Source organism: Abyssibacter profundi (assembly GCF_003151135.1).
Classification (GTDB): Bacteria; Pseudomonadota; Gammaproteobacteria; order Nevskiales; family OUC007; genus Abyssibacter; species Abyssibacter profundi.
In genome coordinates this window covers 74,443-97,241 of sequence record NZ_QEQK01000005.1, presented here as the reverse complement: position 1 = coordinate 97,241, position 22,799 = coordinate 74,443, and the positions used below count along the sequence as shown (strand labels likewise).

Below are 22,799 nucleotides of genomic sequence, written 5' to 3'. Positions count from 1 at the left end.
ATGTTATATATGGATAAGTGATTGTTATTGAAGGACTTTCCATCATGTATCACTTTTCGAGTTTTTCGACGGGAAAACGACCACTTTTTTGCTCTCCGCAATGGCGCGCAATCGCTGGTTCTCAGCCTCCAGCGTGGCCATTTCAGAGGCCATGTCCTGATTGAGTTCACGGGCACGGATGTGCTCTTGCCGCAGCTCCGTGTACTTGGCCCTTAGGTCGCGCAGTGCGGCGTTCTTTTTGTCCCGCTGTGCCCTGACGTCCTTGTTGCCCGCCTCACGGATGCGCTCAGCCAGACCAGGGTGGAGGTTGTGAATTGTCGCGCGGCTAACGCCAGCCTCCTCAGCCACGGATTTAATGCTCAGCTTGCGGCCCGCCTTGACGACCTTGGGGCGACCCTGTTGGATGCGCAGGATGGCTTGGCGTATGGCTTTTGCGGTCAGCTCGCCGCGCGTTGGTGTATTCGTCTCAGGTTGCGACATCGTCAAGCTCCTCTTCAGCCGCGCCCAGGTCGATCAGGACCTTGCGGCATCGTGCGATGTCGCGCTCGACGCGCTCCTGGCCACCGGGGCCAATATCGGGCAGGTCGCGCAGTTCTAGCTGTTGGGCATAGATGCCCTGCCAGATGGGCTTTCGGGATTCGTCAATGACCGCATTGCCGCAATCGCCACAGCGTGTCTTCTCGGCGCCCTGGCCACCGTTGCAGCCGCCCGTATCGGCGGTACACCACGCCACACCGGTCGCGCGGATATTCACCAGTGGACTGACCGATTTGGCCATCTCGGCACGGCCCGCCTCGGTCTTTACGGCTTCGTTCTTGGCCCGGAAGGCTCGGACCGGCTCGGAGGCACCGCCGGCTAGGATCGCATCCGGCTCCAGCCAGTGTTCCAGGAGATCCGTCTTGATGCTCACCGCCGCAGAACCCACTTCATCGTAGAGTTCGGCGTCCTGCTCCCGATTCATCGCGTACAGGCTGGTCATGTCCAACGACCAGTGCTTGAAGTGATCGCGTAAATAGCGCAGGTCACCGAACGCGCTGTGCGCCGCATACACGGCAAAGGTGCGTCGAAACTGGTGGGGTGCGAAGTGCCAGTCGAGTCCACACTGGGCCGCAAACGCATTGAGGCGATCAATGACCGAAATGCTGGAAAGCGTCCCGACCCGATTGTTCTTCCGCATTTGGACAGCCAGAAACAGCCGCTTGGCGTGCTCGCTCAACCGCGTAATGTCATGGTCGCGCGGATTGTCGGCGAGCAACGCGTCGACGGAATCCTTGAGCCGAGCTCGCAGCGGCTCGGCCACACGCTCGGCCACGGCAATCGCCCGATGGGTTAGTTCGGCGACGAGCCATTCGCAAGGGCCAGCTCCCGTCTTGTAGCTGATACCCCGCACCCAGTGGAATCGATCGCCGTGCTCACCGACCTGGGTGTAGGCGCACCCGATTTCCAGTGAGCAGAGTTCCGAGACGCGAATTCCGCTGGTGACCAAGATGATGACCATGCTGGCCGATTGCAGATGTCGTACCGCCTCATTGACCGAGCCTTTCGTCCAGCCGGCCTGCTTGAGTCGCGGCGTGATGTAGTACCAAGACCTCCCCTGTGCCTTCCAGGCCGCAATCTGATCCCGCCGGTCGATAATCTCATCCGCCCGATCCAGCCACTCCACGGCGGCCTGAAACAGCGGCCCCAACACCGCATCCGGGATGATGGTGGTCTTTGCTTCTGCAAGGTGGGGGTTGTTCTGCCCCGTCAGGCCTGCGAGGTGCTTTGCCGAAGACTCCGGCCAAGGATGGGGCATCGGGTCGGCGGTGTGACCGCTGAGAAAATGCAGGGTCTCCACAGCCACATATCGCCCCATCAAAGTGCCTGCCGACAAAGCCTTGCCCTTGCGTGTGATCGCCCGGCAGTAGTCCACATATTGCTGTGCGATCAGCGGGGATGCGCTGCTTAGACGCTTGATGCCTCGCTCATCGAGCCAAGCCAGATAGGAGTACGTGCCCTCGAAGAAGTTGCGGATCGTCCCTCCCTTGGGTCGGACACGCCCCTCAATCCCCACCAGCATGTAGCGCGCGACACAAGCTCGCATCGTCACCCGGAAGGCCGCCGGCACCCGCTCGAAGTTCAGTTTCTTCTTGCTGTCCTTGGTCCCCGCCGCGAAGAGGCTGTCGGGCAAGGTCCAGACCGGATCCCCATAGCGGCTTAGGACGTGATAGCTGCCGTCGTCGAGGCGAAAGCCAGTAATGACGGCGTTGGCGGCGAGTTCGCCGCTCTCAGCGCCCCTCAGGGCTTTGAGCTGTTCTGCCCGGAAGGCGGCTTCGTTCATGCGGCGCCCTCCAGAAGGTCCGGATCGCGCCAGAAGGGGTGCGGATCGGCCTTGGCGCGCTGACGCTGAATGGTCACCAGTTCGGCGTCAAATTGCGGGGCGATTTCCCGGTCGATGATACGGATGATGTGTCCGTAGACCCGCTTCCAGGCACTGGCTCCCATCCTCTGTCGCATGCCAACCAGCATCCAATAGAGGCTGAAGACACGGTACAAATCGTCGCCGGTCACTACGAAGGACTTGCAGCGCAAGCAGGCCAGAAACCGCTGACAGTGCTCGCCGTTCTGTGGTGCAAGCTCTCCAGTCAGGGTGTCCCGACACTGGGCCACCGGCGTGTTCTGTGTGGGCAGCGGAGCGACCTTGCCGTGAGACAAAAGCTGCTCGGTACGAATCTCGCCCATCAAGTGCCAGTCGCGTTCGGCTGTTTCCGGAGCCTCCAGGTAGTGGTCGTTGGAGACCTTCGGGGTATGCCCTCCGAGCTTTGCTGTGAGGAATGGGTCCTGGCCAGAGAGCGAAAACAAGCGGTTTTCGAAGGTCTTGCGGAGGCGCATCAGGTTCAGGCGCAGGGGCTTGCCGTCCGCATCACGCAGATCATGGCGTTTGCAGAATGCGGTGATTCCATGGCTGAGAACGTTATTCGACAGTCGTGATTTCGCCCCGGCGGTGTTTAGGCCTCTCGATTCATATACAAACAGCGACGACGGGTGCTGGCTACTCTGACGCGGCTCAGCATTGCGGTCACGGATAAGATCGATCACCCGCGCGACGTCAGGCAGAGCCGTCACCATGGCCTCGATGTCAGCCGAGCGACGCAGGCTCTGGATGCGGGTTGCGTTGCCACGCCGCTTATAGCTCACCAGCACATAGCGATCCGCCTTGAGCGGATGCGGTTGCAGGCAATCCGTTAGCAGTTCCAGTGCCGGTGTGGGATTGAGACCTGTGCGGGCCGCAATCGCCAGCAGACAGACGCTCAGCTCTTCACTGGTCAGCGGGTCGCTGCCTTTGATGATGTCCCGCATATCCGCTTTCAGCGCCCGCAGCACGGCCTTGCGCTCGGGTTCGCTGAGTGCAGCCTGACCCTTCTTCGATCGGTTGGAGTTCGGGAAGGGGTTACGGGGAAAGATGTCTTGGGTAATCCAGCCTGACTGCCCCATGGCAACCAGCACCGATTTGGCCGCTGCGTACCGGTTTTTCGGCGTTGAGAGCGTGCCCCCCGATTGCCGCAACTCGGCAATGAAGTGATCGATCAGGTCGCGGTCTATGTCGTCCAGCCGCAGCTCGCGCCCCAGCGCGGCAGCCATCGTCGCGCAGTGCGGCAGGAAGGCTGCCAGGCCGCTACCGAAGTAGTACCTAATGGTCGCCGGGCTGAGCGTCTTTCCAGCGCTCTTTGCGCTCCCCTCAGCCATGCGTTCCAGCGTCCGCTGACAGGCATACACCACGACATCGCAGCCGGTTCCGTAAAACCTGCCGAAGTCGAGGTTGCGAAAGGCGCTTGCGTTCTCTGGTAGCCGCACCACAGTCTGCGCGGGCGGCAGGGTGGTGAGATCCAACGTGTCGTCGTTGGCCGCTTTCGAGGGCCGGGACGCGGATGACCGCAACGGCTTCTTAGCCACAGGCGACCTCCTGGCTGATGACATCGATCTCGTTCTGGTAATCGTTCATCAGCGCGTCCTCCAACTCGGAGAAGCAGTGCAGGTACTTCTCGGTCGTGGTCACCGACGCATGACCCAACCGGTCGCGCACATACATCAGTGCGTGCGTCTGAGCCTTGGATTTCATCATCGCGTACAGCGTGTGTGTCGCGTAGGTATGCCGCAGCACATGGACATTGACGTAGGGGATACCAGCAATCTCACCAGCCCGCTTCACAATGCCCAGGAACGCTGCGCCATCGTTGGCATAGGGCAGGCCATCCGCCGTCAGAAAGAGCGTCGGCTGAGCCTGGCCAGAGAGGCTTTCTAACTGGTGCCGCTCATGGATCACGTATTGCCACAGGTCTTCCATAACCGTGCGCGGCACATCGATCCCTCTCGGCTGATTCCGTTTGATCACCATGTCCCTCGGATCAAGATTGACCCGGACGAATGAGCGATGCTTTGTGTAGGTGACGGGGTTGATGACGTATTTCAACGGGAACGTCGCCAGCTCCTCGCGGCGCAGTCCGGTCGTCAGCCCCAATCGCACCATCAGTCTGTGCGTCGGGTTCTTGATGGCGTTCAACAGGTCCAGGGATTGATACTTAGTCAGCACGCGGATCAAGGTTCTCGGCGTCTTCAGCATCACGTCTGCCGACACTCGCTCCCCACCACTGGCATCGACATGGGCGAGGAACCCCTTGGGCTGCCTCACGGTGATCGTCTCCATGTCATACGGGACAGACGCAACCCAGCCCTTATTTGCCGCGTAGCGATAGAACGCACACAGCAGCCGCATGCGAGCGTTTACCGTCCTTGCCGCCAGACTTCCACCCTCTTCGCTCAGGTTCCAGTCTCGGAACTCAGCCAAGATGGTCGCCTCTCGGTCATTGCCGACATCTCGCCAATCGATGGCATTGGCTTCGCACCACCCGAAGAACTGGTAAAGCGCCTTCCCGTAGGTCACCCAAGACTTCTTCGATTCAACCCGACCACGCTTGATCAGGTAGGTGATACAGAAGTCGAGAGCTTCTCCCACGACCTTCCCTTCCTCTGAGATCAGGATCGGGAAACCTGTGTAGCTCTGGCCGTTGAGCTTGAACTTGCTGGTGCTATAGAAGAGGTCCATACGACCAATCTAACACCAGGTATCACTTATGCCGGCGGGAATCATGACAATGCCCTTCGGTCAACAATGCGATCAGCGGTGCATGGTACCGAACCCGACAGCCCGGACGACGCCCTAGCAAGAAACCCGGTTTGCCCCGGTCTTATCCCCCACATCCAAGCCACGAGGTCACCATGTCGAATGTCTCCCGCCTGCCCCGCTGGGCGCTGCTGGCCGCAGGTCTGATGCTGCTCACGCCGGCCATCGCCGGGCAGAAGATCTACACCGGCTGGTTCAGCGATGTCGCCATCCAGGGCTATGACCCGGTGGCCTATTTCACGCTGGGCCAGCCCACCAAAGGCTCGCCGGACCACACGCTGACCTGGGAAGGCGCGACCTGGCGATTCGCCAATGCCAAACACCAGGCACTGTTCGAAGCCACGCCGGATCGCTACGCACCACAGTACGGCGGCCATTGCGCCTATGCGGTGGCCAAGGGTGACCTGGTGAAGATCGACCCGGACGCCTGGTCCATCGTCGATGGCAAGCTCTACCTCAACTACAACGCCTCCATCCAGGCCAAGTGGGAGGCACGCCGGCCCGCATTCATTGAGCAGGCCGATGCCCAGTGGCCCAAGATCGGCCACGATTAACCGAGGCCTAGGTCAGCAACGGATCGCTGCGGCCGGCGCAGTCCGGCCTGCAGCGCAGGCAGGCCAGCGCACCGGAACGGATGCACAGGCTTCGTGGCCCGCCCATGGGCCAAGACCCTGTCCTGTCCGGCGCGCCGCGACCGGCACATCTGTCCAGCAACAGGTTGTCGGCGCAGTCCAATCGGGAAGGCACCCGGCCGTCCAGCCCAGCTGGAGCCCGCCGAGCGACCGGAATGAGCCCGCGCGCCCTTAGGACGGCGGCTCCCCCCAGAGTTCTTTCAGCCGGGCATCACGACCGCAGGCGAAGCGGTAATAGCGGTACCGCAGCGTATGGGTCTTGTAGTAGTTCTGGTGGTGGTCCTCGGCCACGTAGAACGTTGTGGCGGGTTCGATTTCCACCAATACGGGCTGGACGCGGCCCGCGTCGATAATCGCCTGCCTGGAGGCCAGCGCGGCCTCCATCTGGGCATCGTTCAGCGGGTAAATCCCCGGTCGGTACTGCGAGCCCTTGTCGCAGAACTGGCCCTGATCGGTCGTGGGGTCGACGTTGCGCCAGTACACATCCAACAGGGTTTGGTAGGAGACCACAGCCGGGTCGTAGTCGACACGCACCGCCTCGGTATGCCCGGTGCGCCCGGTCGAGACAGCCTCGTAGCTGGGGTTCTCAACCGCTCCGCCGATATAGCCCGACACCGCCTCGCGCACGCCCTCGACCTTTTCGAAATCCGATTCGGTACACCAGAAGCAGCCGCTGGCGAATATCGCCTGCTCGGCCTGCACTGGAGACACCACCATGGCCGCGAGCAGCACAAGCGCTTGCAGCCCCATTTTCGATCCTGTCATGACGCTTTCCGTGAGGGATGGATGGAGTAGACCCGCCGATAACCGGTCGCTTCCCACGCATCCAAAGCCTTTGCCCGGTACGAACTTGATGGTCGTACGGGATTAGACACGGAGGCGCGGGTGGACATTGCAATGACCGGGATGATTTCGCTCCCCGCGCTTGCGCGCAGCGCTCGGGTCCGAAACAATCCAGTCATGCAGTCCACTCCGACGGCCGAACTTACCGTACTCGAACGCATCGCCCGCGGGGATTCCGCGGCCGTCAATGCGTGCATCGAGCAGTACGGCGGCCTGGTCTGGTCCATCGCAAGACGCTATTTCAAGCGCCCGGCCGACGCAGAAGATGCGGTGCAGGAGGTCTTTCTCGAATTGTGGAAGTCCGCTGCCCGATACGACCGGACCAAGCGATCGGAGACTGTCTTCGTCGCCATGATCGCCAAGCGCCGCATTATCGACCGTTTTCGGGCCGAAACGCGGCACCCCACGGCAGAGGAGTTGCCGGCGGCCGGGGTCGAGAACCCACATGCCGATGCCAACCCCGAGCTGTGTACGGAAGCCGGATACATCCGCGACCGTTTGGGTGATTTGCGCGACGAAGAGCGCGAAACCCTCGATCTAGGTGTGGTCTATGGCTACAGCCACGCCGAGATCGCGGAGAAACTGGACATGCCGCTGGGCACCGTCAAGTCGCATATGCGGCGCGGGCTCACGCGGCTCAAGGGCTGGCTCAACGAGCCGGGAACGAAGTAGATGGCGCAGTCTGACGACAACATGGACCTCTGGCTGAGAGCGCTTTCGGGCGAACTCACGGCCGAGGAGCGTCTGCGTCTGGACCGCGATGACCCCGAGTTCGCGGAGCTGGAGGCCGTGGCGGCAGCCTACGACCTGGCCCGGAGTGAACAGTCCGTCGAGCCCATGCCCGAGCATCTGGCCGAGCGCATCCGCGCCGAGGCCGTGCTCCCGGCCGCCGAACCAGCCCCCGCAACCGTGGCGCAGATCTCGCCGCAACCATCCGCCCAGGCACGCAGCCAAAGCGCAGGTCTGGCCTGGTTTGCAGCAGCGGCCTGTCTGATTGCAGCGATCGCCGGCTGGTGGCCGCAGGCACCGGAACCGGTGCCGGCCGAGCCCACCGTGGCCGAGCTCCGGGATCAGCTGGCTGCAGAAGACCCCGAGGTCGTGCAGTTTGCGCTGGCCGGCACGGAGGATCCGGCGGCCGGCGACGAGGCGCAGGGCTCGGTGGTCTGGAGTCAGGCTGATCAGCGCGGCTACATGACCATTCGCAATCTGGCGCCAAATGACCCGAGCCAGTCCCAGTACCAGCTCTGGATATTTGACGGCACCCGGGAGAAACACCCGGTGGATGGCGGGGTCTTCGATGTGAACGAAGCCGGCGAGGTCGTGATCCCCATTGATCCCAAGCTACCGGTCGGCCAGCCAACGCTGTTCGCCATTACCGTCGAACGCCCTGGCGGTGTTGTGGTCTCCGACCAAGGCCGGATTGCCATGGTCGGCAAGGTCGGCGCGTAGGCCAGGCTTGGTCCGGCACGCCCCCGGGTTTCTGCGGCTGGTGGACGCCGCCCGCACACGCATCCGAGAAATCGAGGCCGACGAACTCGCGCAACAGCTGTCGCAACAACCCGACGCGGTGCTCCTCGACGTTCGCGAGGTCGATGAATACGCCGCCGGACATGTGGCCGGCGCCGAACATCTGGGCAAGGGCGTGATCGAGCGCGACATCGAAGCCCGGCATCCCGACCTTTCAACGCCGCTTTATCTTTACTGCGGCGGCGGCTATCGCTCCGCGCTGGCGGCCGACGCACTCACGCAGATGGGCTACCGCAACGTCGTGTCCGTCAACGGCGGTTGGCGCGCTCTGCAGTCGCTGATGCCGACGACCGGTCCGACGGCCGGTTAAGCCGACGCACCCAGAGCCCCGCGCCGAGCAGGCTGACGGCCAGCAATCCAAACAGCCAGATCACGGCGCCTTGCCCGACGGCGGCTGGCCCCAGTCGTCGTCTTCATCATCCTGCCACTCGCGCACCTTGCTCCAGTCCGCACGCGCCTCCTGCTCACGGGCCAGCCGCACCCGCTTGAGGATGAATCCGAACCCGCAGACCAGGAACACACCCAGCCCGATCAACACCCAGGCTGCAGCCGACATCAGCCGGCCTCCACCGAGGCCTGCTTGTGGACGATGAGCATGGCCAGTTCCAGGGCCTGTTCGTAGTTCAGCCGCGGGTCGACCGTCGTGTGATACGCCCGGGCCAGGTCGGTCTCCGTTAGATCACGAGCGCCGCCCATGCACTCGGTGACGTTTTCGCCGGTGAGTTCCAGATGGGCTCCGCCTAGATAGGTTCCGGCTGCGGCATGCAGATCGAAGGCCTGATCCAGTTCGGAGCGGATGTTGTCGAAACGCCGGGTCTTAACGCCGCCTGCCACGGATTCGGTGTTGCCGTGCATGGGATCGCACATCCATAACACCGACCGGCCACTGTCGCGCACGGCCTCCAGAATCGGCGGTAGCTCGCTGGCGATGACCTCTGCGCCCATGCGATGAATCAGGGCGACCTTGCCGGGAATGTTGTCGGGGTTCAGGCGCTCCAGCAGCCCCAGCACCCAGGCCACATCCATCCCCGGACCGATTTTGACCCCGACCGGATTCTGGATACCGCGGCAATACTCGACATGGGCCCCGTTCAGGTCCGCTGTCCGCTTGCCAATCCAGGGCATGTGGGTACAGAGGTTGTACCAGCCCGGCTGGCGCGGCACCCGCCGGGTCGACGCCTGCTCATAGGGCAGATGCAGAGCCTCATGACTGGTGAAGAAATCCACACGGGACAGCTCGCTAATCGACTGTTCGGCCAGGGTTTCCATAAACCGCAGCGAATCGCCGATGGCATCAACCCGGCGCTGGTATTCCTTGGCCAGCGGCGCATGCTCCACCCATTGCAAATCCCAGTATTCCGGGTGATGCAGATCGGCAAAGCCGCCATCGATGAGGCCTCGCACGAAGTTCAGCGTCATGGCCGAACGCGCATGCGCCGTGAGCAAGCGCTGCGGATCGGGCACGCGGGCCGCCTCGGTGAAATCGGGCGCGTTGATGATGTCGCCCCGGTAGCTGGGCAGCGTCACGCCGTCACGGGTTTCCAGATCCGACGACCGCGGTTTGGCGTACTGCCCCGCAAAACGGCCGACGCGGACCACGCGCTTCTTGAGTCCGTGCACCAGCACCAAGCTCATTTGCAGCAGCACCTTGAGCCGGTTGGTGATGATGTCTGGCGTGCAGTCGGCAAAACTCTCGGCGCAATCGCCGCCCTGCAGCACGAACTTGCGACCGGCCGCGGCATCGGCGAACTGCTTGCGCAGCGCCATGATCTCCCAGGAGGTGACCAGCGGCGGCATGTGACTGAGCTGATCCAGTACGGCCTGAAGGGCCTCGGCATCCGGGTACTGGGCTTGTTGCACGGCCTGATAGTCGGTCCACGAGGTTGGCGACCACTGACTGGAATCCGGAGTAAGCGGAGCGTTCATTGCGCGTAGGTCTCGTTGAGGTAGCGAAGAATGTCAGCGGACTCGTAAAGCCGCGTGTCGGTATTGGGATCGATCAGGTACGGCACCTGCAGGCGGCCGGTCTCGGCATGCATCCGCTGACGATTCCGCCCCCGAATCCCGGCATCGGGATAAAACTTCCGGCGGACGATCGGTGGCCCCATGTCGGCCTTCTGCGCCTTGCCCATGTTGCGCAGGATGTAGGGCAGTTCCAGCTCGCACAGTCGTTCACGCACGGGCCTTGAATAGGGGCTGGACTCAAACGAATACAGTTCCAGCGGCTGCTCGGGCGGCTGCGATGCCCGGGCCCGCAGGCCGCGCGTGAGCCGCGGCAGGCTGGCCAGCTGGCTGGTCAGCACCCGTAACCCGTGACCGCCGCCCCGAGGACGGCGGGCGCCATAAGTCTCGGCCAGGTAGCGGATGATCGCGTCGGATTCATACAAGGCCGTCCCGGTGTTGGGATCAACCAGATAAGGAAACTGCGCCTTGCCGCCCTGCTCGCTCACCTGGGGGCGGAAGCGCTGCCCGCCCTTGGGACAGGGCCGGATCAGCACATCCAGGTCCATTTCCGTCAACGCCTCGCGCACCAGCCGGCAGTACGGGCATCCCTCGAACTCGAACAACTCAAGCAACTGCTCCGGCTGACGCTGAACGCCAAAGGCGCTGGTGCCACGCCAACCAGCCAGGGTGCTGGACAGTACCGATCCGAGAATGTCGCGCATAAGCCGGGCTCCGGAGCCTGGGGAAACGGGGGCGCCATCTTAAGGAAGCACTGATTGATTCGCACCACCAAGACGGAGCCGGTTTTCCCGCGAGCCCAGGCGGAGTGAGTGCCGCTTGGTCATTCCAAGTCAGCGAACGACAACGCAGGATCGCGGGAAAACCGGCCCGTTCCGTCAGGATTGCGCCTGCAAACAGGCCAGACTGCGTTGCTCGTCGTTCATTTGGAATGACCAAACTTCGCTCCTCGCGCCTTGCCTGGCCTGTTTGCAGGCAGCAACTTGGCGGCGCGAATCAATCGGAGCTTCCTTCAGGAAGCTCCGATACAAGCGCGAGGCAAGCCTGTCCTCAGGCGCGTGGCGTCGTCCCGGCAGGGGGCGCCAACAGCAGGGCCGTTGGTCAGCCCATGACTGGCGCCGATAACTGTTTATTTATACAGTTACCTCATGGACATCAGGGCATACAAGGGTCGGGGGGCGCTGTCCAACCAGGCCAGTCGTTATCGGCAATCGACCGTGCAGGCAGAGGCCGACGGCTGGTGGCAGGAGGCCGTTGTCGAACGCGTCGACACCCTTGTTCAGCCTGATCTCAGCAAGTCGGTGCTGTCACACAACCAGTCGCCAGACGTGCCCTTCGACCAGTCCATCAATCCCTACCGGGGTTGCGAGCACGGCTGCATCTACTGCTTTGCCCGACCGACGCATGCGTATCTCGACCTGTCGCCCGGCCTGGATTTCGAATCCCGGCTGTTCTACAAGCCGAGAACAGCCGAACTGCTGCGCCAGGAACTGAGTCACCCGAACTATGTCTGCAAGCCGATCGGCCTGGGTACGAATACCGATCCGTACCAGCCCATCGAAAAGCGTTTCCGCATCACCCGCCAGATTCTGGAAACCCTGCTCGAATGCCGACACCCGGTGACGATTGTTACCAAGGGCACCTTGATCCTGCGGGACCTGGACCTGTTAGAGGCGCTCGCGCAACGCAATCTGGTCCACGTGATGATGAGCGTGCCGACGCTGGATCGCTCACTCAAGCGCACGCTGGAACCACGCGCCGCCGACCCGGCCCGGCGCATTCGGGTGATCCGAGCGCTCACCGAACGCGGTGTGCCGACCGGGGTGCTGGTTGCGCCCGTCATTCCGGCACTCACCGACCACCACATCGAAGCCGTATTACAGGCCAGCGCTGACGCTGGCGCCAGCGAAGCGGGTTACGTGCTGCTGCGCCTGCCACGCGAAGTGGCACCGCTATTCGAACAATGGCTGCATGCCCACCGCCCGGAACGGGCACAGCATGTGTTGTCGATCATGCGGCAGATGCATGGTGGGGCGACCTACGATGCCGCCTTTGGCCGCCGTCAGACGGGCCAGGGCCCGTTTGCCGAACTGCTGCGCAAGCGGTTCGAGTTGGCCCGTCGACGCCATGGCCTGGACCGCGAGCGACGCGGCCGTCTGGACTGCGGCCAGTTTCGCCCACCGGTGGAACAAATGGCGTTGTTCTGACGCCCTGAGGGGTGTGGTCGGGTGGCTAGTTGCGGCCGATAAGCGACAACAGACGGTCTCGCCCCATGCCGATCAGAATCGCCGAAGCAATCCAGACGCCGACCGCCATGAAGAACAGCAGCCCACCCTCGGTGGCGACTTCGCCCTGACGAACACCGGCCACCTGCTCGTCGCCCACGACAATGCCCAGCGGCGTGAACAGGTGGAAGAAGATGGCCCCCGAGATGATGCAGAACGCCAGTAGCGCACCCAGCGCATTGAGCATCCGCAGGCCAGGCACGAATAAACCCAGCAACAAGGCGATGGCGGCAACGAGCTCCAGCGAGCCGATCACCTTGGCGGAGAACACACCACCGGGCGCGAACAGCCCTTCGACCCCGAATACCCCGGCTGCCCAGGCATCCAGTGTTCCGAAGATCAACTGTGTCTCCGGCGCGTCAATGAACTTGAAGAACAGCGACTGGATGAACACGAAGGCGATGTAAATCGACAGCAAAGCGGGTAGGTAGCGCTGTGGCGCGGACATGATCGGACTCCCTGGAAGCTCACGTGGAGCGGCGTTGAAGGGTCAAGACCGGATGGTTCCGGGCTCTTTCTCAAATGGCGGCTCGGCTGCCACCGCCCCAGTCGGGTCGGCGTAGTGTATTTCGACGATCTCAAACTCTGCCGGCCCCGCAGGCAGTTGGACGACCACCACATCATCAACCGCCTTGCCGCGCACCGCACGTGCCATCGGCGAATCGGCACTAATCCAGCCCTCGCCGGGGGCGACTTCATCCACGCCGACGATGCGATAGGTCCGCTCCTCGCCGGCCTCGTCGGCAACCCGCACCCAGGCACCGAAAAACACGCGCCCCGTGTCATCCGGCAGCCGGTCAACCACCTTGAGTTCGTCCATGCGCTTGGTGAGATAGCGCAGGCGCCGATCAATCTCCCGCAGCTCCTTCTTGCGGTAGATGTACTCGGCATTCTCCGAGCGATCACCCTCGGCGGCCGCCGCCGCCAGCGCCCGAACAACGGCCGGCCGCCGGGTCCGCCACAGATGATCGAGTTCACCCCGCAGGGCCGCATGGCCTTGCGGGGTGATGTAGGGACTGGCCACAGCGACCTAGTGACCCAGCTTACCGCCCATGGGGCCCGGCAGCGATCCGGGTGGCGGTGGCAAGGTGTCCGGAACGAAAAAGTCCGGCGCCAGCTCGGTCTCGTCCGGGTTGACCTGATACCCGGCGAAATCCCGAACACCGGCCTCGTACAGCACGATGTCATCCATGCAGTGCTGGCCGGTGAACTCGCGCGAGGGCTTGGTCAGAATGACGTGGGCCGCGTCGGCCATGATCTCCGGCGTGCGGCTTTTGGCGACCAGCTGGTCACCGCCCAGCAGATTCGCCACCGCAGCGGTCGCAATCGCGGTGCGTGGCCACAGCGTGTTGAAGGCGATGCCGTCACGCTTGAATTCCTCGGCCATGGCCATGGCGTAGATGCTCATCGTGTACTTGGCCATGGAATAGGCCGGGTGCGGCGCAAACCACTTGGGATTCATGTCCAGCGGGGGCGACAGGTTCAGCACATGCGGGTTCTCGGCCTTTTTGAGATGCGGAATACAGGCGCGACTCACCACATAGGTGCCGCGGCCGTTGATCTGGTGCATCAGGTCATAGCGCTTCATCGGCGTTTCCAGCGTGCCGGTCAGCATGATGGCGCTGGCATTGTTCACACAGATATCGATGCCGCCGAACGCCTCCACGGCCTTGGCCACGGCGGCCTCCACGGCCGCCTCGTCGCGGATATCGCAAACCAGCGGCAACGCCTTGCCACCCGCGGCCTCGATCTCCTCTGCGGCCGTGTGGATCGTGCCCGGCAGCTTCGGGTGGGGCTGGTCGGTCTTGGCGGCAATGGCGACGTTGGCGCCGTCTTTGGCCGCTCGCAGTGCGATGGCCAGGCCAATCCCCCGCGATGCGCCGGATACGAATAGCGTTTTGCCCGCAAGCGAGCCGGTACTCATGGTCATGCGTCTTGTCTCCTTGAATGTCTTGGTGCAATCACTGTCCCAAGAGTAGCTCAGCCCGGGCCGGGGGCACCTACCCGTTGCGGCCAATCCACCATTCGCAACGGCCAGATGGTTGAAAACCGGGTGCAGCGCCCCCAACAGCGCTGCAACGCGTGCTGGCCGTCGGCCGGTCGCGTTCGAACCGACCGGCGCCTCGGTGCATGCGCCGGCCCTTTCGACAACACACAAGAGTGAGACAGGGATGCTGAATGTTCAGTCGCTGAGCCGGCGCTTTGGTGCGCTGGTTGCGGTCGACGACTTGTCGTTTGAGGTCCAGCCCGGGGAAGTCCTCGGTTTTCTGGGCCCGAACGGGGCAGGCAAGTCGACCACCATGAAGATGATCACGGGTTTTCTGACACCCACGTCAGGCACCGCGAGTATCTGCGGTCACGACATCCAGACCGATCCGGTCGCAGCCAAGCGGGCGCTGGGCTATCTGCCCGAGGGCGCACCCGCCTACGGTGACATGACCGTGCGTCAATTCCTGCGCTTTATCGCCAAGATCCGCGAATTGCCGCCCGGTCAGATCGACAGTCGCATCGAGTCGGTCATCGAGACCATCCAGTTGCAGGCGGTCGTCGACCGTCCCATCGAAGCCTTGTCCAAGGGCTACAAGCGCCGCGTGGGGCTTGCGCAGGCGATTCTGCACGACCCCCAGGTGCTCATTCTCGATGAGCCCACGGATGGCCTGGACCCCAACCAGAAGCACGAGGTGCGCAAGCTGATCCAGTCGATGGCGAAGGACAAGGTGATTGTCGTGTCCACGCACATCCTGGAAGAGGTGCCGGCCGTATGCAGCCGGGCGGTGCTCATCGCCCGCGGCCGCAAGCTGTTCGACGGCACGCCGGAGGAGCTCAGCGCCCGCTCCCGCTACCACCATGCGGTCACCCTGCACCTGGAGGCCACGGACGAGGCGGCCGAGGCCCTACGCGGGCTCGACCAAGTGGCCGACGTCGACACCGCCCCGGGTCGCGTCACCGTATTCCCCAAGCCCGGCGCCCAGCTTATCGAGCCGGTGAATCGCCTGGCCCGCGAACGTGGCTGGCAGACCGACTCCATCTTCCAGGAACCGGGACGGCTGGATGATGTGTTCCGCTCGCTGACGGAGGCCGCGTAATGAACCACGTCAAAACCTTGTTCCAGCGCGAGCTGGCCGCGTATTTCGCAACCCCGTTGGCTGTGGTTTTTATCGTGATCTACCTGGCACTGACCGGGGTCTTCACCTTCTACCTCGGTAACTTCTACGAACGCGGTCAAGCTGATCTGCAGCCGTTTTTCACCTTCCACCCCTGGCTCTATCTGCTGCTGGTGCCGGCCATTGCGATGCGGCTATGGGCTGAAGAGCGCAAGTCGGGCACCATCGAGCTGCTGCTCACCCTGCCGGTGACCATGTGGCAGGCGGTGCTGGGCAAGTTCCTCGCGGCCTGGGCGTTTCTGGGCATTGCCCTGGCGCTGACCTTCCCGATGTGGGTCACGGTGAGTTATCTCGGCGACCCCGACCACGGCGTGATCGTCGCCAGCTACATCGGCAGCTGGCTCATGGCCGGCGCTTATCTGTCGGTAGGGGCCTGCATCTCGGCATTGACCAAGAACCAGGTCATCGCCTTCGTGGCCACGCTGGTGGTCTGCCTGCTGTTCACGCTGGCCGGCTTCCCGCTGGTGCTCGATGCCTTCTCCGGCTGGGCTCCGGTGGCCCTGGTGGAGTTGGTGTCCTCGCTGTCCTTCCTGTCGCACTTCCAGGCGATTAGCAAGGGCGTGCTGGCAGCCAACGATGTCATCTACTTCATTGTCGTGATCGCAGCCTGGCTGGTCGCCGGCGCGATTCTGATCGACCTCAAGAAGGCGGAATAACATGAACCAGACCAAGCTCTTCTCGCGTTGGGGTCTGGCGCTGGTGGCAGTGATCGCGCTCGCGATCATTGCGCTGGCCAACACGCTGTTCGGCGGCGTGCGGATGGACCTCACGGAAAACAAGCTCTACACCCTGTCCGACGGGGCCCGGAACATTCTTCGGGACCTGGACGAGCCCATTAACCTGTACTTTTTCTACTCGCGGGATGCCGCCAGCGACGTGCCGGCCATCAGCACCTATGCCGCGCGCGTGCGTGAAATGCTGCGCGAGATGGAAGACATCGGCGGCGACAAGGTCCGGCTGACCGAGATCAACCCGGAACCGTTCTCAGAGGCCGAGGATCGCGCGGCCGAGTTCGGTCTGCAGGGCGTGCCGCTGGATGCTGGAGAAACGCTGTACTTCGGCCTGGCCGGCACCAACTCGGTGGACGAGGTCCAGGTCATTCCGTTCTTCCAGCTCAACCAGGAATCGTTGCTGGAGTACGACCTGGCCAAGCTGATCTACCAGCTCTCGCAACAGTTCAAGCCAACGCTGGGCCTGATCAGCGGGCTGGACATGGGCGGCAGCTTCAATCCGCAGACCATGCAGCCGGGACGGGAGTGGATGCTGCTCGACCAATTGCGTCAGTTCTTCCTGGTTGAAGAAATCGACGCTGGCGCGGAGTCATTGCCGGAGGACATCGAATCGCTGATGGTCGTGCACCCGGCCGGCCTGTCCGATGAACTGCTTTATGCCATCGATCAGTTCGTGCTCGGCGGCGGCGGCACCTTGGTCTTCGTCGATCCCTTCGCGGAAACGGCAGCCCAAAGTTCGATGGGTATGGCGGATGATCCCAAACCAACCAGTTCCGATCTGGCCACGCTGCTCGAACCCTGGGGTCTGACCATGGATCCACAGCAGGTGGTGGGTGACGGCGCCAATGCGCTGGCCATCCAGTCGCGTAGTGGCGCCCCGGCCTACCATCTCGGCCTGATCGGTCTGGGTGGCGAGTCCTTAAGCCAGGATGACGTCATCACCCAGGGCCTGGACAGCGTGAACTTTGGCTACGCCGGCGCCCTGAAGATCTCCGACAGCGCCGAACTCGAAATCACACCGCTGATTCAGAGCAGCGCCGAATCGGCGCTGATTCCGGCGTTCCGGATCCAGCCGGGCATGGATCCAAATGACCTGCGGCGCGGATTCGCGCCAGACGATGAGCGCTACAACCTGGCCGTGCGCCTGCGCGGACCGGCGCCTTCGGCATTTGGCGATCAGCCGCCAGCCGGGGTTGAGCCCGAGGCCCACCGCAGCCAGTCGGACGCCCCCATCAACCTGGTTGTCGTCGCCGACACCGACGTCTTGCGCGACAACCTGTGGGTGCAGGTGCAGAACTTCTTCGGCCAGACCATGGCCACGCCCTTCGCGAGCAATGGCGACCTGGTCGTGAACGCCGTGGACAATCTGCTGGGCTCTTCCGACCTGATCGGCATTCGGGCACGGGCCAGCTTCTCCCGACCCTTCGAGGTCGTCGAGCAGCTCAAGCGCCAGGCCGAAGGCCGGTATCTGGAAACCGAGCGTGAGCTGCAGGCCGCGCTGCGCGACACCGAACGCAAGATCACCGAGTTGCAAAGCCAGGGCGGTGAAGGCGATGCCTTCATCCTGACACCGGAACAGCAGGACGCCATCGAGCAGTTCCGTCAGGAGAAGGTTCGCATCCGCCGACAGTTGCGTGATGTCCAGCACGAGCTGAACAAGGACATCGAACAGCTCGGAACCACCCTCAAGTTCATCAACATCGGCCTCGTGCCGTTGTTGCTCGCCCTCGGCGCGCTGGTCATCGGCTGGCGTCGCGCCCACAGGAGAGCCGCATGAAAAAGCCAACGTTTCTCGGCGGCCTGGCCCTGGCCGCCCTGCTCGTCTTTACCGCCGTCATCCTCAACGACCGGCATCCCGGCGCGGTCGACAATGGCACCTTGCTGCTACCGCAGTTGGGCGATGCCCTGAACGACATCAGCCGGGTTCGGATCCAGGGGCAGGCGGACGATCAGGTCACGCTGCAGCGGGTGGAGGCTGGCTGGCAGGTCGGCGAGCGCAGCTACCCGGCAGATGTCGGCAAGATTCGCGAACTGCTGATCAACCTGTCCGAGGCCACCGTGCTGGAAGAAAAGACCCGCAATCCCGCGCTGTACGAGCGTCTGGGCGTGCAGGACTACGGCACCGGCGAGGCGGACAACAAGCAAATCCTGATCTGGGCCGGCGACGATCAGATTGCCGGGCTGGTCCTGGGCAAGACGGCCAGCCAGCCGCGGGGCAGTTATGTCCGGTTGATCGCCGGCGAGGCCAGTGCGTTGGCGGACCGGGTGCTGGTCGCCAGCGCCGACCCCACGCAGTGGCTGGCCAAGGCGCTGATCAATGTCCCGCCGGATGACGTGACTCGCGTGGATGTTGCGCCCGCCGAATCACCGGACTACAGCCTGCGACGCGAGGACGACAGCTGGTCGCTAGACGCCTTGTCGGATGGCGAGCAGGCCAAGGGCGCCAATCTCGCCCGTGTCGGCCGGGTACTGCAAAACCTGCGCCTGGAGGATGTGTTGCCACCGGATGCAACCCTGCCCACGGCCGGCTGGACACAGGCGCGGTACACGCTGGCCGACGGCAGCGTCGTGACGGTCGAGGCGGTTGAGCAGGACGGGCGCAAACTCGCCCGGTTGACCATCGAAGCCGGTGATGACGCGGATGAGGCCTTGCGCAAGGCCGCGGAACGCGTGGCCGGTCGAGTGTTCGAAATACAGGGTTACAAGTTCAACGATGTCACGCTCAAACGTGAACTGTTGATCGAGACCGACGACGACGCGTAAACGGCGCCGCGTCCGGACGAAAGAAAAGCCGGGGTGGTCGCCCACCCCGGCTTTGTTGTGTCCGCCCGTGAAATTAGCGGTTGTCGACGGTGATCACCGGCCCGGCAAGCGGCAGACCCGCAATATCTGCCGGGCTGCCCGACTCATTGCCAATCGCGGCCACGGCCGTCAGCGTGACCGAATAGGTCAACATGGCCGGTGGCTGTTCCGGTGCAAAGTTCGACGAGCTATTCCCGCAACCGGCCAATGCTGCTGCCGTCGCGATCGCGGCGATCAAGCCCTGTTGACGTCGCGACAAGCCGCCCAAACCGGCCAGGCCAATGAGCATCAGTCCGCCACCGGCCAGCATCTGCGTGCCCAGCAACGCGGTTGACGTGCCAAAGTCGACGGTCACGATCAGGCTCTCGCCGGCGGCCGGGTCCAGGCTACGTGCGGTGTCGAAGCTGGCCGTGAAGGTCCCGGCGTTGTCATCGAAACTGACGGAGCCGGCGATGGTGGTTTCGCCATCATCTACGACGCCATCACCATTGGCATCCAGCACGATGGAGGCCGCCGCAATCGTGTCGAAATCGCCGGTGCCGCCCAGAGAGCCTGAAAACCCGGTGTAGGTCACGGTCTCGTCGGACTGGTTGGTCAGGCTGTAGCCCAGCGCCACCACACCGGTGGCATCGGCCTGGACACTGACATCGGTATTCGCCGTGGCCGTCACCGCCATGATCGGTGCATTGTTCAGCTCGAATGCGCCGATGTCGCAGTCGGCCGTCCCGTCACCGTCGCCATCAAAGGGGCGAATGTCAGTGACACCGCGCTGGTCGAACCCGTTGATCTGCGGGCCGACACAAACACTGGCCAGGGCGGCATCAATGGCAGGGCTGGCGCCTTGCAAGGCCACCGTCTGGGTCGGTCCACCGTTGGCCTGCAAGCCTTCGGAATCCAATGCCGGATCCTGACCCGTGATGTTGGACGGCCCGTTGATGGTGGCATCCGAGGTGTCCTCGACGAGGTTGTAGCCACCGCCATCCACCGTGCCGAAGACGTCCGCACCGGCCATGGCGCTGTTGTCGCCAATGAGCGTATTGGTCGCAGCAACCGTCGACGTGTCGCTGACGAACACGCCACCACCGTTTCCGGCCGCGGAATTCGATGCCACCGTCACGTTGAGCAAGGTGGTATTGGCGTTGGGTCGGTTGAACAGCCCGCCCCCGTCGGTCCCCGAGGCCTCGTTGGCAAACACGGTCGAGTTGTAGACCTGCATGACCGAGTTGTCGAAATTCCACAGGCCACCACCCTCGTTGGCCGCGGTGTTGTTCGACACCTGGGACCGGTCGATGGTCACCGTGCTGTTCTCACCGGTGACATGGACGGCGCCCCCGTTACCCGGTGTCGGCCCAACCGCGTTGGCATCCATGGTGACGTCGAGCAGGTTGACCGTGGATTCACCCTCGACCGACCGGTCTTCCAGCGCACCGCCAGCACGCACGGCGGTATTGCCCGTGAACGTGGTCGCGGTTACGGCCAGCTGACCACCCTGGTTAAGAATGCCGCCACCCGAACCGCCGGGATCACCGGCGGCCATATTGTTGGTGATGGTGGCGTTGCTCACGGCCATGACGCCGCCCTTGTTGAACAGGGCACCGCCACCGGCCACCGCCACGGAATCGCTGGTGACGCCATTGGCAATGTTGCCATCGAACACGGTACCGCTGACGCCGATGGTGCTGGGCGCGGTGTTGTTCCACAAACCACCACCTTCCAGCGCCGCAAAGTTGCCCGAGACCGTCCCGTTAGAGACGAGGACATACCCCGGACCGGTGATGTGCAGCCCGCCCCCATTACCCGGATTGGCGGTTGCCAGCACCGCCCCCGTGTTGTCGGTGCCCGCACCGTTTCCGTCCAGAGTCACAGCCGTCAGGCGCACCGAAGGCATGTCTGCGGAGGGCGTGGAATTAAGTATCTTGTCCTCGATCCCGCCGCCGGCACGGTTCGCCGTATTGCCGGTGATGGTGGTGCCCACCGCGACAATGCGCCCATCGTTGTTGAAGATGCCGCCACCGGAGCCGGCGGTGCCCAGCGCGGTGTTGTTGCTGATCACCGTGGCGTCGTCCATCGAGATGACACCGCCTTCGTTGAACAAACCGCCGCCACCATTAGTCGCGTCGTCACCCTCTGCCGCGTTGCCATCAACGGTGACGCCGATCAGTGTCATCGTGCCGGATCCGTTCCAGAAGCCGCCACCCTCGGCAAAGGCCGTGTTACCGGACACCGTGCCGCCGGAGGCCGTAAAACTCCCGTTGCCGCTGATGTGAACGGCACCGCCGTTACCAGCGGTCATCGTCCCCATGCCATCGTCGATACCCGTCACGCTGTTGCCGGTGAAATCGACTGCAGACAGATTGACCGTCGTGGCCGTCTCAACAGCCCGGTCTTCAAGGCCACCGCCTGCGCGGGCCGCCGTGTTGTTGCTCACGGTGCTCGAAGCCACGGTCAAGACACCGCCGTTGTTGAAGAGGCCGCCGCCGGAGCCGGCGTCACCGGTGGCGCTGTTGCCATCGATGGTCGCCCCCTCGACGTTCAGGGTACCCCCGTTGTTGAACAGCGCACCGCCGCCATTATCCGCGTCGTTGCCTGCGGCTGTATTCGCGGTGAACGAGGCTGCCCCGTCGATGGTCATGGTGCCCATGCTGTTCCACAGGGCACCGCCTTCGCTGCCCGCGGTGTTGTTGCTGTACGTCCCCCCGGTGAGGGTGACGTCGCCAGCGCCCGAGACATGCAGCGCGCCCCCGTTGCCAGGATTCGGCGCCACGTGCGAGTTGTCTGACATCGTCACGCCGGAGAACGTGCTCGTCGAACTGCCGCCCAACTCGACAGCCCCGCCTGCCCTGTTCGCCGTGTTGCCGGTGAACGTGGTGCCTGTCACGGTGAGCTGACCATTGGACAGCAATGCACCACCGCTGCCCGCCAGTCCGCTTGCGGCGTTATTGGTGAACGCGCCGTCGACGATCGTCAATGTGCCGTTGTTGAGGACCGCACCGCCGTCTCCGGCGTCAGCGCCGGTGGTTTCACTCTCGGACACGGTCACCGCCGTTAGCGTCACCGTCGCGCCGGCCGCAATGTCCAATGCCGCGCCGGACTCGGCCACAGCTTCGGTGAGGGTGGCGTTACTGAACGTGACCGCAGCCTCGCTCCCCACGGAGGCGGCCGTATCAACCGCAAAGAGCTGGGTCGCATCGCCACCACTGATGGTGATGGTCGTACCCGTGATTGCATCCAACTCGCCGTCGATACTGACATCATCGGTCACCGCCAGCGGAGACCCCAGGGTGATGGTTGCCACACCGCCGCCGAGCAGCGGATCGCCGCCGTCAAACGTGATGGTGTCGCCGTCGGCCTCACCGGCCGGTGCGTCGCCGACCGCCGTATCGGTATTGGCGGCCAAGACCGCCTCACGCAGCGTGATCACGCCGTCGGTATCGGTATTGTCGGCTTCGGAGTCCACAACGTAGTCGGTTGCAGTGGCCGCCCCCAACGGGATCATCAGGCCAAGCCCGACGCAGGCGAGTCGCCCCGCCATGCGTTCTGGGAAATGTGATGTCTTCATGGTGATCGCTCCTTGTTCCTCTCTGAGACAGATAACGAACGACGCGCCCCCGCGAACGCCGCAGACCCGCACACCAGCGGTGAGCGGGCTTTGGTCTAAATTTCCCTCACAATCACCCTAACAACCTGATCCA

At 63.4% G+C, this 22,799-nt stretch carries 21 protein-coding genes; 9 read left to right on the top strand and 12 right to left on the bottom strand.

Features of this window, described 5'->3' with window-relative positions; genetic code table 11:
- Positions 1–42: 42 nt before the first annotated feature.
- Genes DEH80_RS06235 through DEH80_RS06220 form a run of 4 tightly spaced genes read right to left on the bottom strand, consistent with a single transcriptional unit; the run spans position 43 to position 5,083 of the window.
- Positions 43–480, bottom strand: coding sequence for a helix-turn-helix domain-containing protein (locus DEH80_RS06235; RefSeq protein ID WP_109719625.1), 438 nt, complete (start codon positions 478–480; stop codon positions 43–45).
- The gene (locus tag DEH80_RS06230; protein WP_109719624.1) at positions 467–2,320 is read right to left on the bottom strand and encodes a tyrosine-type recombinase/integrase; all 1,854 of its coding nucleotides are present in this window, start codon (positions 2,318–2,320) and stop codon (positions 467–469) included. The genes DEH80_RS06235 and DEH80_RS06230 overlap by 14 nt, the downstream gene beginning before the upstream one ends.
- A complete protein-coding gene (locus DEH80_RS06225; RefSeq protein ID WP_109719623.1) occupies positions 2,317–3,933 on the bottom strand; it encodes a hypothetical protein in 1,617 nt (538 codons plus the stop codon). Before DEH80_RS06225 ends, DEH80_RS06230 begins: the two co-directional genes overlap by 4 nt.
- Positions 3,926–5,083, bottom strand: a complete 1,158-nt coding sequence (locus tag DEH80_RS06220; protein WP_109719622.1) for a tyrosine-type recombinase/integrase — start codon at positions 5,081–5,083, stop codon at positions 3,926–3,928. Before DEH80_RS06220 ends, DEH80_RS06225 begins: the two co-directional genes overlap by 8 nt.
- A 173-nt stretch (positions 5,084–5,256) precedes the next feature.
- On the opposite strand from DEH80_RS06220, the gene DEH80_RS06215 reads away from it, so the two are divergent.
- A complete protein-coding gene (locus DEH80_RS06215; RefSeq protein ID WP_207774503.1) occupies positions 5,257–5,715 on the top strand; it encodes a YHS domain-containing (seleno)protein in 459 nt (152 codons plus the stop codon).
- A gap of 249 nt (positions 5,716–5,964) precedes the next feature.
- Here DEH80_RS06215 and msrA read toward each other — a convergent pair whose 3' ends face one another.
- Positions 5,965–6,558 carry a peptide-methionine (S)-S-oxide reductase MsrA gene (gene msrA / locus DEH80_RS06210; protein ID WP_109719621.1) on the bottom strand — a complete coding sequence of 198 codons (594 nt, stop codon included), beginning with the start codon at positions 6,556–6,558 and terminating at the stop codon, positions 5,965–5,967.
- A gap of 132 nt (positions 6,559–6,690) precedes the next feature.
- Here msrA and DEH80_RS06205 point away from each other — a divergent pair, with 132 nt between their 5' ends.
- Genes DEH80_RS06205 through DEH80_RS06195 form a run of 3 tightly spaced genes read left to right on the top strand, consistent with a single transcriptional unit; the run spans position 6,691 to position 8,473 of the window.
- Positions 6,691–7,308, top strand: coding sequence for an RNA polymerase sigma factor (locus tag DEH80_RS06205; RefSeq protein WP_207774502.1), 618 nt, complete (start codon positions 6,691–6,693; stop codon positions 7,306–7,308).
- Complete coding sequence (locus DEH80_RS06200; protein ID WP_109719619.1) at positions 7,309–8,085, top strand: anti-sigma factor; 777 nt, start codon at positions 7,309–7,311, stop codon at positions 8,083–8,085. It begins immediately after the preceding gene.
- 40 nt (positions 8,086–8,125) lie between these two features.
- A complete protein-coding gene (locus DEH80_RS06195; protein WP_207774501.1) occupies positions 8,126–8,473 on the top strand; it encodes a rhodanese-like domain-containing protein in 348 nt (115 codons plus the stop codon).
- A 60-nt stretch (positions 8,474–8,533) separates the two neighbouring features.
- Here DEH80_RS06195 and DEH80_RS06190 read toward each other — a convergent pair whose 3' ends face one another.
- From DEH80_RS06190 to DEH80_RS06180, 3 genes are read right to left on the bottom strand one after another with little or no spacing between them, the layout of a single operon-like run.
- A complete protein-coding gene (locus DEH80_RS06190; protein ID WP_109719617.1) occupies positions 8,534–8,719 on the bottom strand; it encodes a hypothetical protein in 186 nt (61 codons plus the stop codon).
- Entirely contained in the window at positions 8,719–10,089 is a 1,371-nt protein-coding gene (locus DEH80_RS06185) for a class II 3-deoxy-7-phosphoheptulonate synthase (protein WP_109719616.1), read from the bottom strand. Before DEH80_RS06185 ends, DEH80_RS06190 begins: the two co-directional genes overlap by 1 nt.
- On the bottom strand, positions 10,086–10,829 hold the full coding sequence (locus DEH80_RS06180; protein ID WP_165831327.1) for a glutathione S-transferase N-terminal domain-containing protein: 744 nt from the start codon (positions 10,827–10,829) through the stop codon (positions 10,086–10,088). The genes DEH80_RS06185 and DEH80_RS06180 overlap by 4 nt, the downstream gene beginning before the upstream one ends.
- Positions 10,830–11,273: 444 nt before the next feature.
- Between DEH80_RS06180 and DEH80_RS06175 the strand changes: the two genes are divergently transcribed.
- The gene (locus DEH80_RS06175) at positions 11,274–12,332 is read left to right on the top strand and encodes a PA0069 family radical SAM protein (RefSeq protein ID WP_109719615.1); all 1,059 of its coding nucleotides are present in this window, start codon (positions 11,274–11,276) and stop codon (positions 12,330–12,332) included.
- 25 nt (positions 12,333–12,357) lie between these two features.
- Here DEH80_RS06175 and DEH80_RS06170 read toward each other — a convergent pair whose 3' ends face one another.
- The 3 genes from DEH80_RS06170 to DEH80_RS06160 are packed head-to-tail and all read right to left on the bottom strand — an operon-like array spanning position 12,358 to position 14,340.
- The gene (locus DEH80_RS06170) at positions 12,358–12,858 is read right to left on the bottom strand and encodes a hypothetical protein (protein WP_109719614.1); all 501 of its coding nucleotides are present in this window, start codon (positions 12,856–12,858) and stop codon (positions 12,358–12,360) included.
- A 42-nt stretch (positions 12,859–12,900) separates the two neighbouring features.
- A complete protein-coding gene (gene greB, locus DEH80_RS06165; protein WP_109719613.1) occupies positions 12,901–13,434 on the bottom strand; it encodes a transcription elongation factor GreB in 534 nt (177 codons plus the stop codon).
- 6 nt (positions 13,435–13,440) lie between these two features.
- Positions 13,441–14,340, bottom strand: a complete 900-nt coding sequence (locus DEH80_RS06160; protein WP_243412759.1) for an SDR family oxidoreductase — start codon at positions 14,338–14,340, stop codon at positions 13,441–13,443.
- Positions 14,341–14,581: 241 nt separating this feature from the next.
- On the opposite strand from DEH80_RS06160, the gene DEH80_RS06155 reads away from it, so the two are divergent.
- Genes DEH80_RS06155 through DEH80_RS06140 form a run of 4 tightly spaced genes read left to right on the top strand, consistent with a single transcriptional unit; the run spans position 14,582 to position 19,068 of the window.
- On the top strand, positions 14,582–15,496 hold the full coding sequence (locus DEH80_RS06155; RefSeq protein ID WP_109719612.1) for an ABC transporter ATP-binding protein: 915 nt from the start codon (positions 14,582–14,584) through the stop codon (positions 15,494–15,496).
- Complete coding sequence (locus tag DEH80_RS06150; protein WP_109719611.1) at positions 15,496–16,230, top strand: ABC transporter permease subunit; 735 nt, start codon at positions 15,496–15,498, stop codon at positions 16,228–16,230. The genes DEH80_RS06155 and DEH80_RS06150 overlap by 1 nt, the downstream gene beginning before the upstream one ends.
- A 1-nt stretch (position 16,231) precedes the next feature.
- A complete protein-coding gene (locus DEH80_RS06145) occupies positions 16,232–18,082 on the top strand; it encodes a Gldg family protein (RefSeq protein WP_109719610.1) in 1,851 nt (616 codons plus the stop codon).
- Entirely contained in the window at positions 18,079–19,068 is a 990-nt protein-coding gene (locus tag DEH80_RS06140) for a DUF4340 domain-containing protein (RefSeq protein WP_109719609.1), read from the top strand. Before DEH80_RS06145 ends, DEH80_RS06140 begins: the two co-directional genes overlap by 4 nt.
- Before the next feature lie 73 nt (positions 19,069–19,141).
- Here DEH80_RS06140 and DEH80_RS06135 read toward each other — a convergent pair whose 3' ends face one another.
- Entirely contained in the window at positions 19,142–22,666 is a 3,525-nt protein-coding gene (locus tag DEH80_RS06135; protein WP_133249136.1) for a beta strand repeat-containing protein, read from the bottom strand.
- Positions 22,667–22,799: the final 133 nt, after the last annotated feature.

Coding starts and splice junctions, on each gene's coding strand:
- DEH80_RS06235 (WP_109719625.1), bottom strand. CDS start 480: ATGTCGCAACCTGAGACGAATACACCAACGCGCGGCGAGCTGACCGCA.
- DEH80_RS06150 (WP_109719611.1), top strand. CDS start 15,496: ATGAACCACGTCAAAACCTTGTTCCAGCGCGAGCTGGCCGCGTATTTC.
- DEH80_RS06145 (WP_109719610.1), top strand. CDS start 16,232: ATGAACCAGACCAAGCTCTTCTCGCGTTGGGGTCTGGCGCTGGTGGCA.
- DEH80_RS06200 (WP_109719619.1), top strand. CDS start 7,309: ATGGCGCAGTCTGACGACAACATGGACCTCTGGCTGAGAGCGCTTTCG.
- DEH80_RS06155 (WP_109719612.1), top strand. CDS start 14,582: ATGCTGAATGTTCAGTCGCTGAGCCGGCGCTTTGGTGCGCTGGTTGCG.
- DEH80_RS06215 (WP_207774503.1), top strand. CDS start 5,257: ATGTCGAATGTCTCCCGCCTGCCCCGCTGGGCGCTGCTGGCCGCAGGT.
- DEH80_RS06230 (WP_109719624.1), bottom strand. CDS start 2,320: ATGAACGAAGCCGCCTTCCGGGCAGAACAGCTCAAAGCCCTGAGGGGC.
- DEH80_RS06220 (WP_109719622.1), bottom strand. CDS start 5,083: ATGGACCTCTTCTATAGCACCAGCAAGTTCAAGCTCAACGGCCAGAGC.
- msrA (WP_109719621.1), bottom strand. CDS start 6,558: ATGACAGGATCGAAAATGGGGCTGCAAGCGCTTGTGCTGCTCGCGGCC.
- DEH80_RS06185 (WP_109719616.1), bottom strand. CDS start 10,089: ATGAACGCTCCGCTTACTCCGGATTCCAGTCAGTGGTCGCCAACCTCG.
- DEH80_RS06175 (WP_109719615.1), top strand. CDS start 11,274: ATGGACATCAGGGCATACAAGGGTCGGGGGGCGCTGTCCAACCAGGCC.
- DEH80_RS06135 (WP_133249136.1), bottom strand. CDS start 22,666: ATGAAGACATCACATTTCCCAGAACGCATGGCGGGGCGACTCGCCTGC.
- DEH80_RS06180 (WP_165831327.1), bottom strand. CDS start 10,829: ATGCGCGACATTCTCGGATCGGTACTGTCCAGCACCCTGGCTGGTTGG.
- DEH80_RS06140 (WP_109719609.1), top strand. CDS start 18,079: ATGAAAAAGCCAACGTTTCTCGGCGGCCTGGCCCTGGCCGCCCTGCTC.
- DEH80_RS06190 (WP_109719617.1), bottom strand. CDS start 8,719: ATGTCGGCTGCAGCCTGGGTGTTGATCGGGCTGGGTGTGTTCCTGGTC.
- DEH80_RS06205 (WP_207774502.1), top strand. CDS start 6,691: ATGACCGGGATGATTTCGCTCCCCGCGCTTGCGCGCAGCGCTCGGGTC.
- DEH80_RS06160 (WP_243412759.1), bottom strand. CDS start 14,340: ATGACCATGAGTACCGGCTCGCTTGCGGGCAAAACGCTATTCGTATCC.
- DEH80_RS06170 (WP_109719614.1), bottom strand. CDS start 12,858: ATGTCCGCGCCACAGCGCTACCTACCCGCTTTGCTGTCGATTTACATC.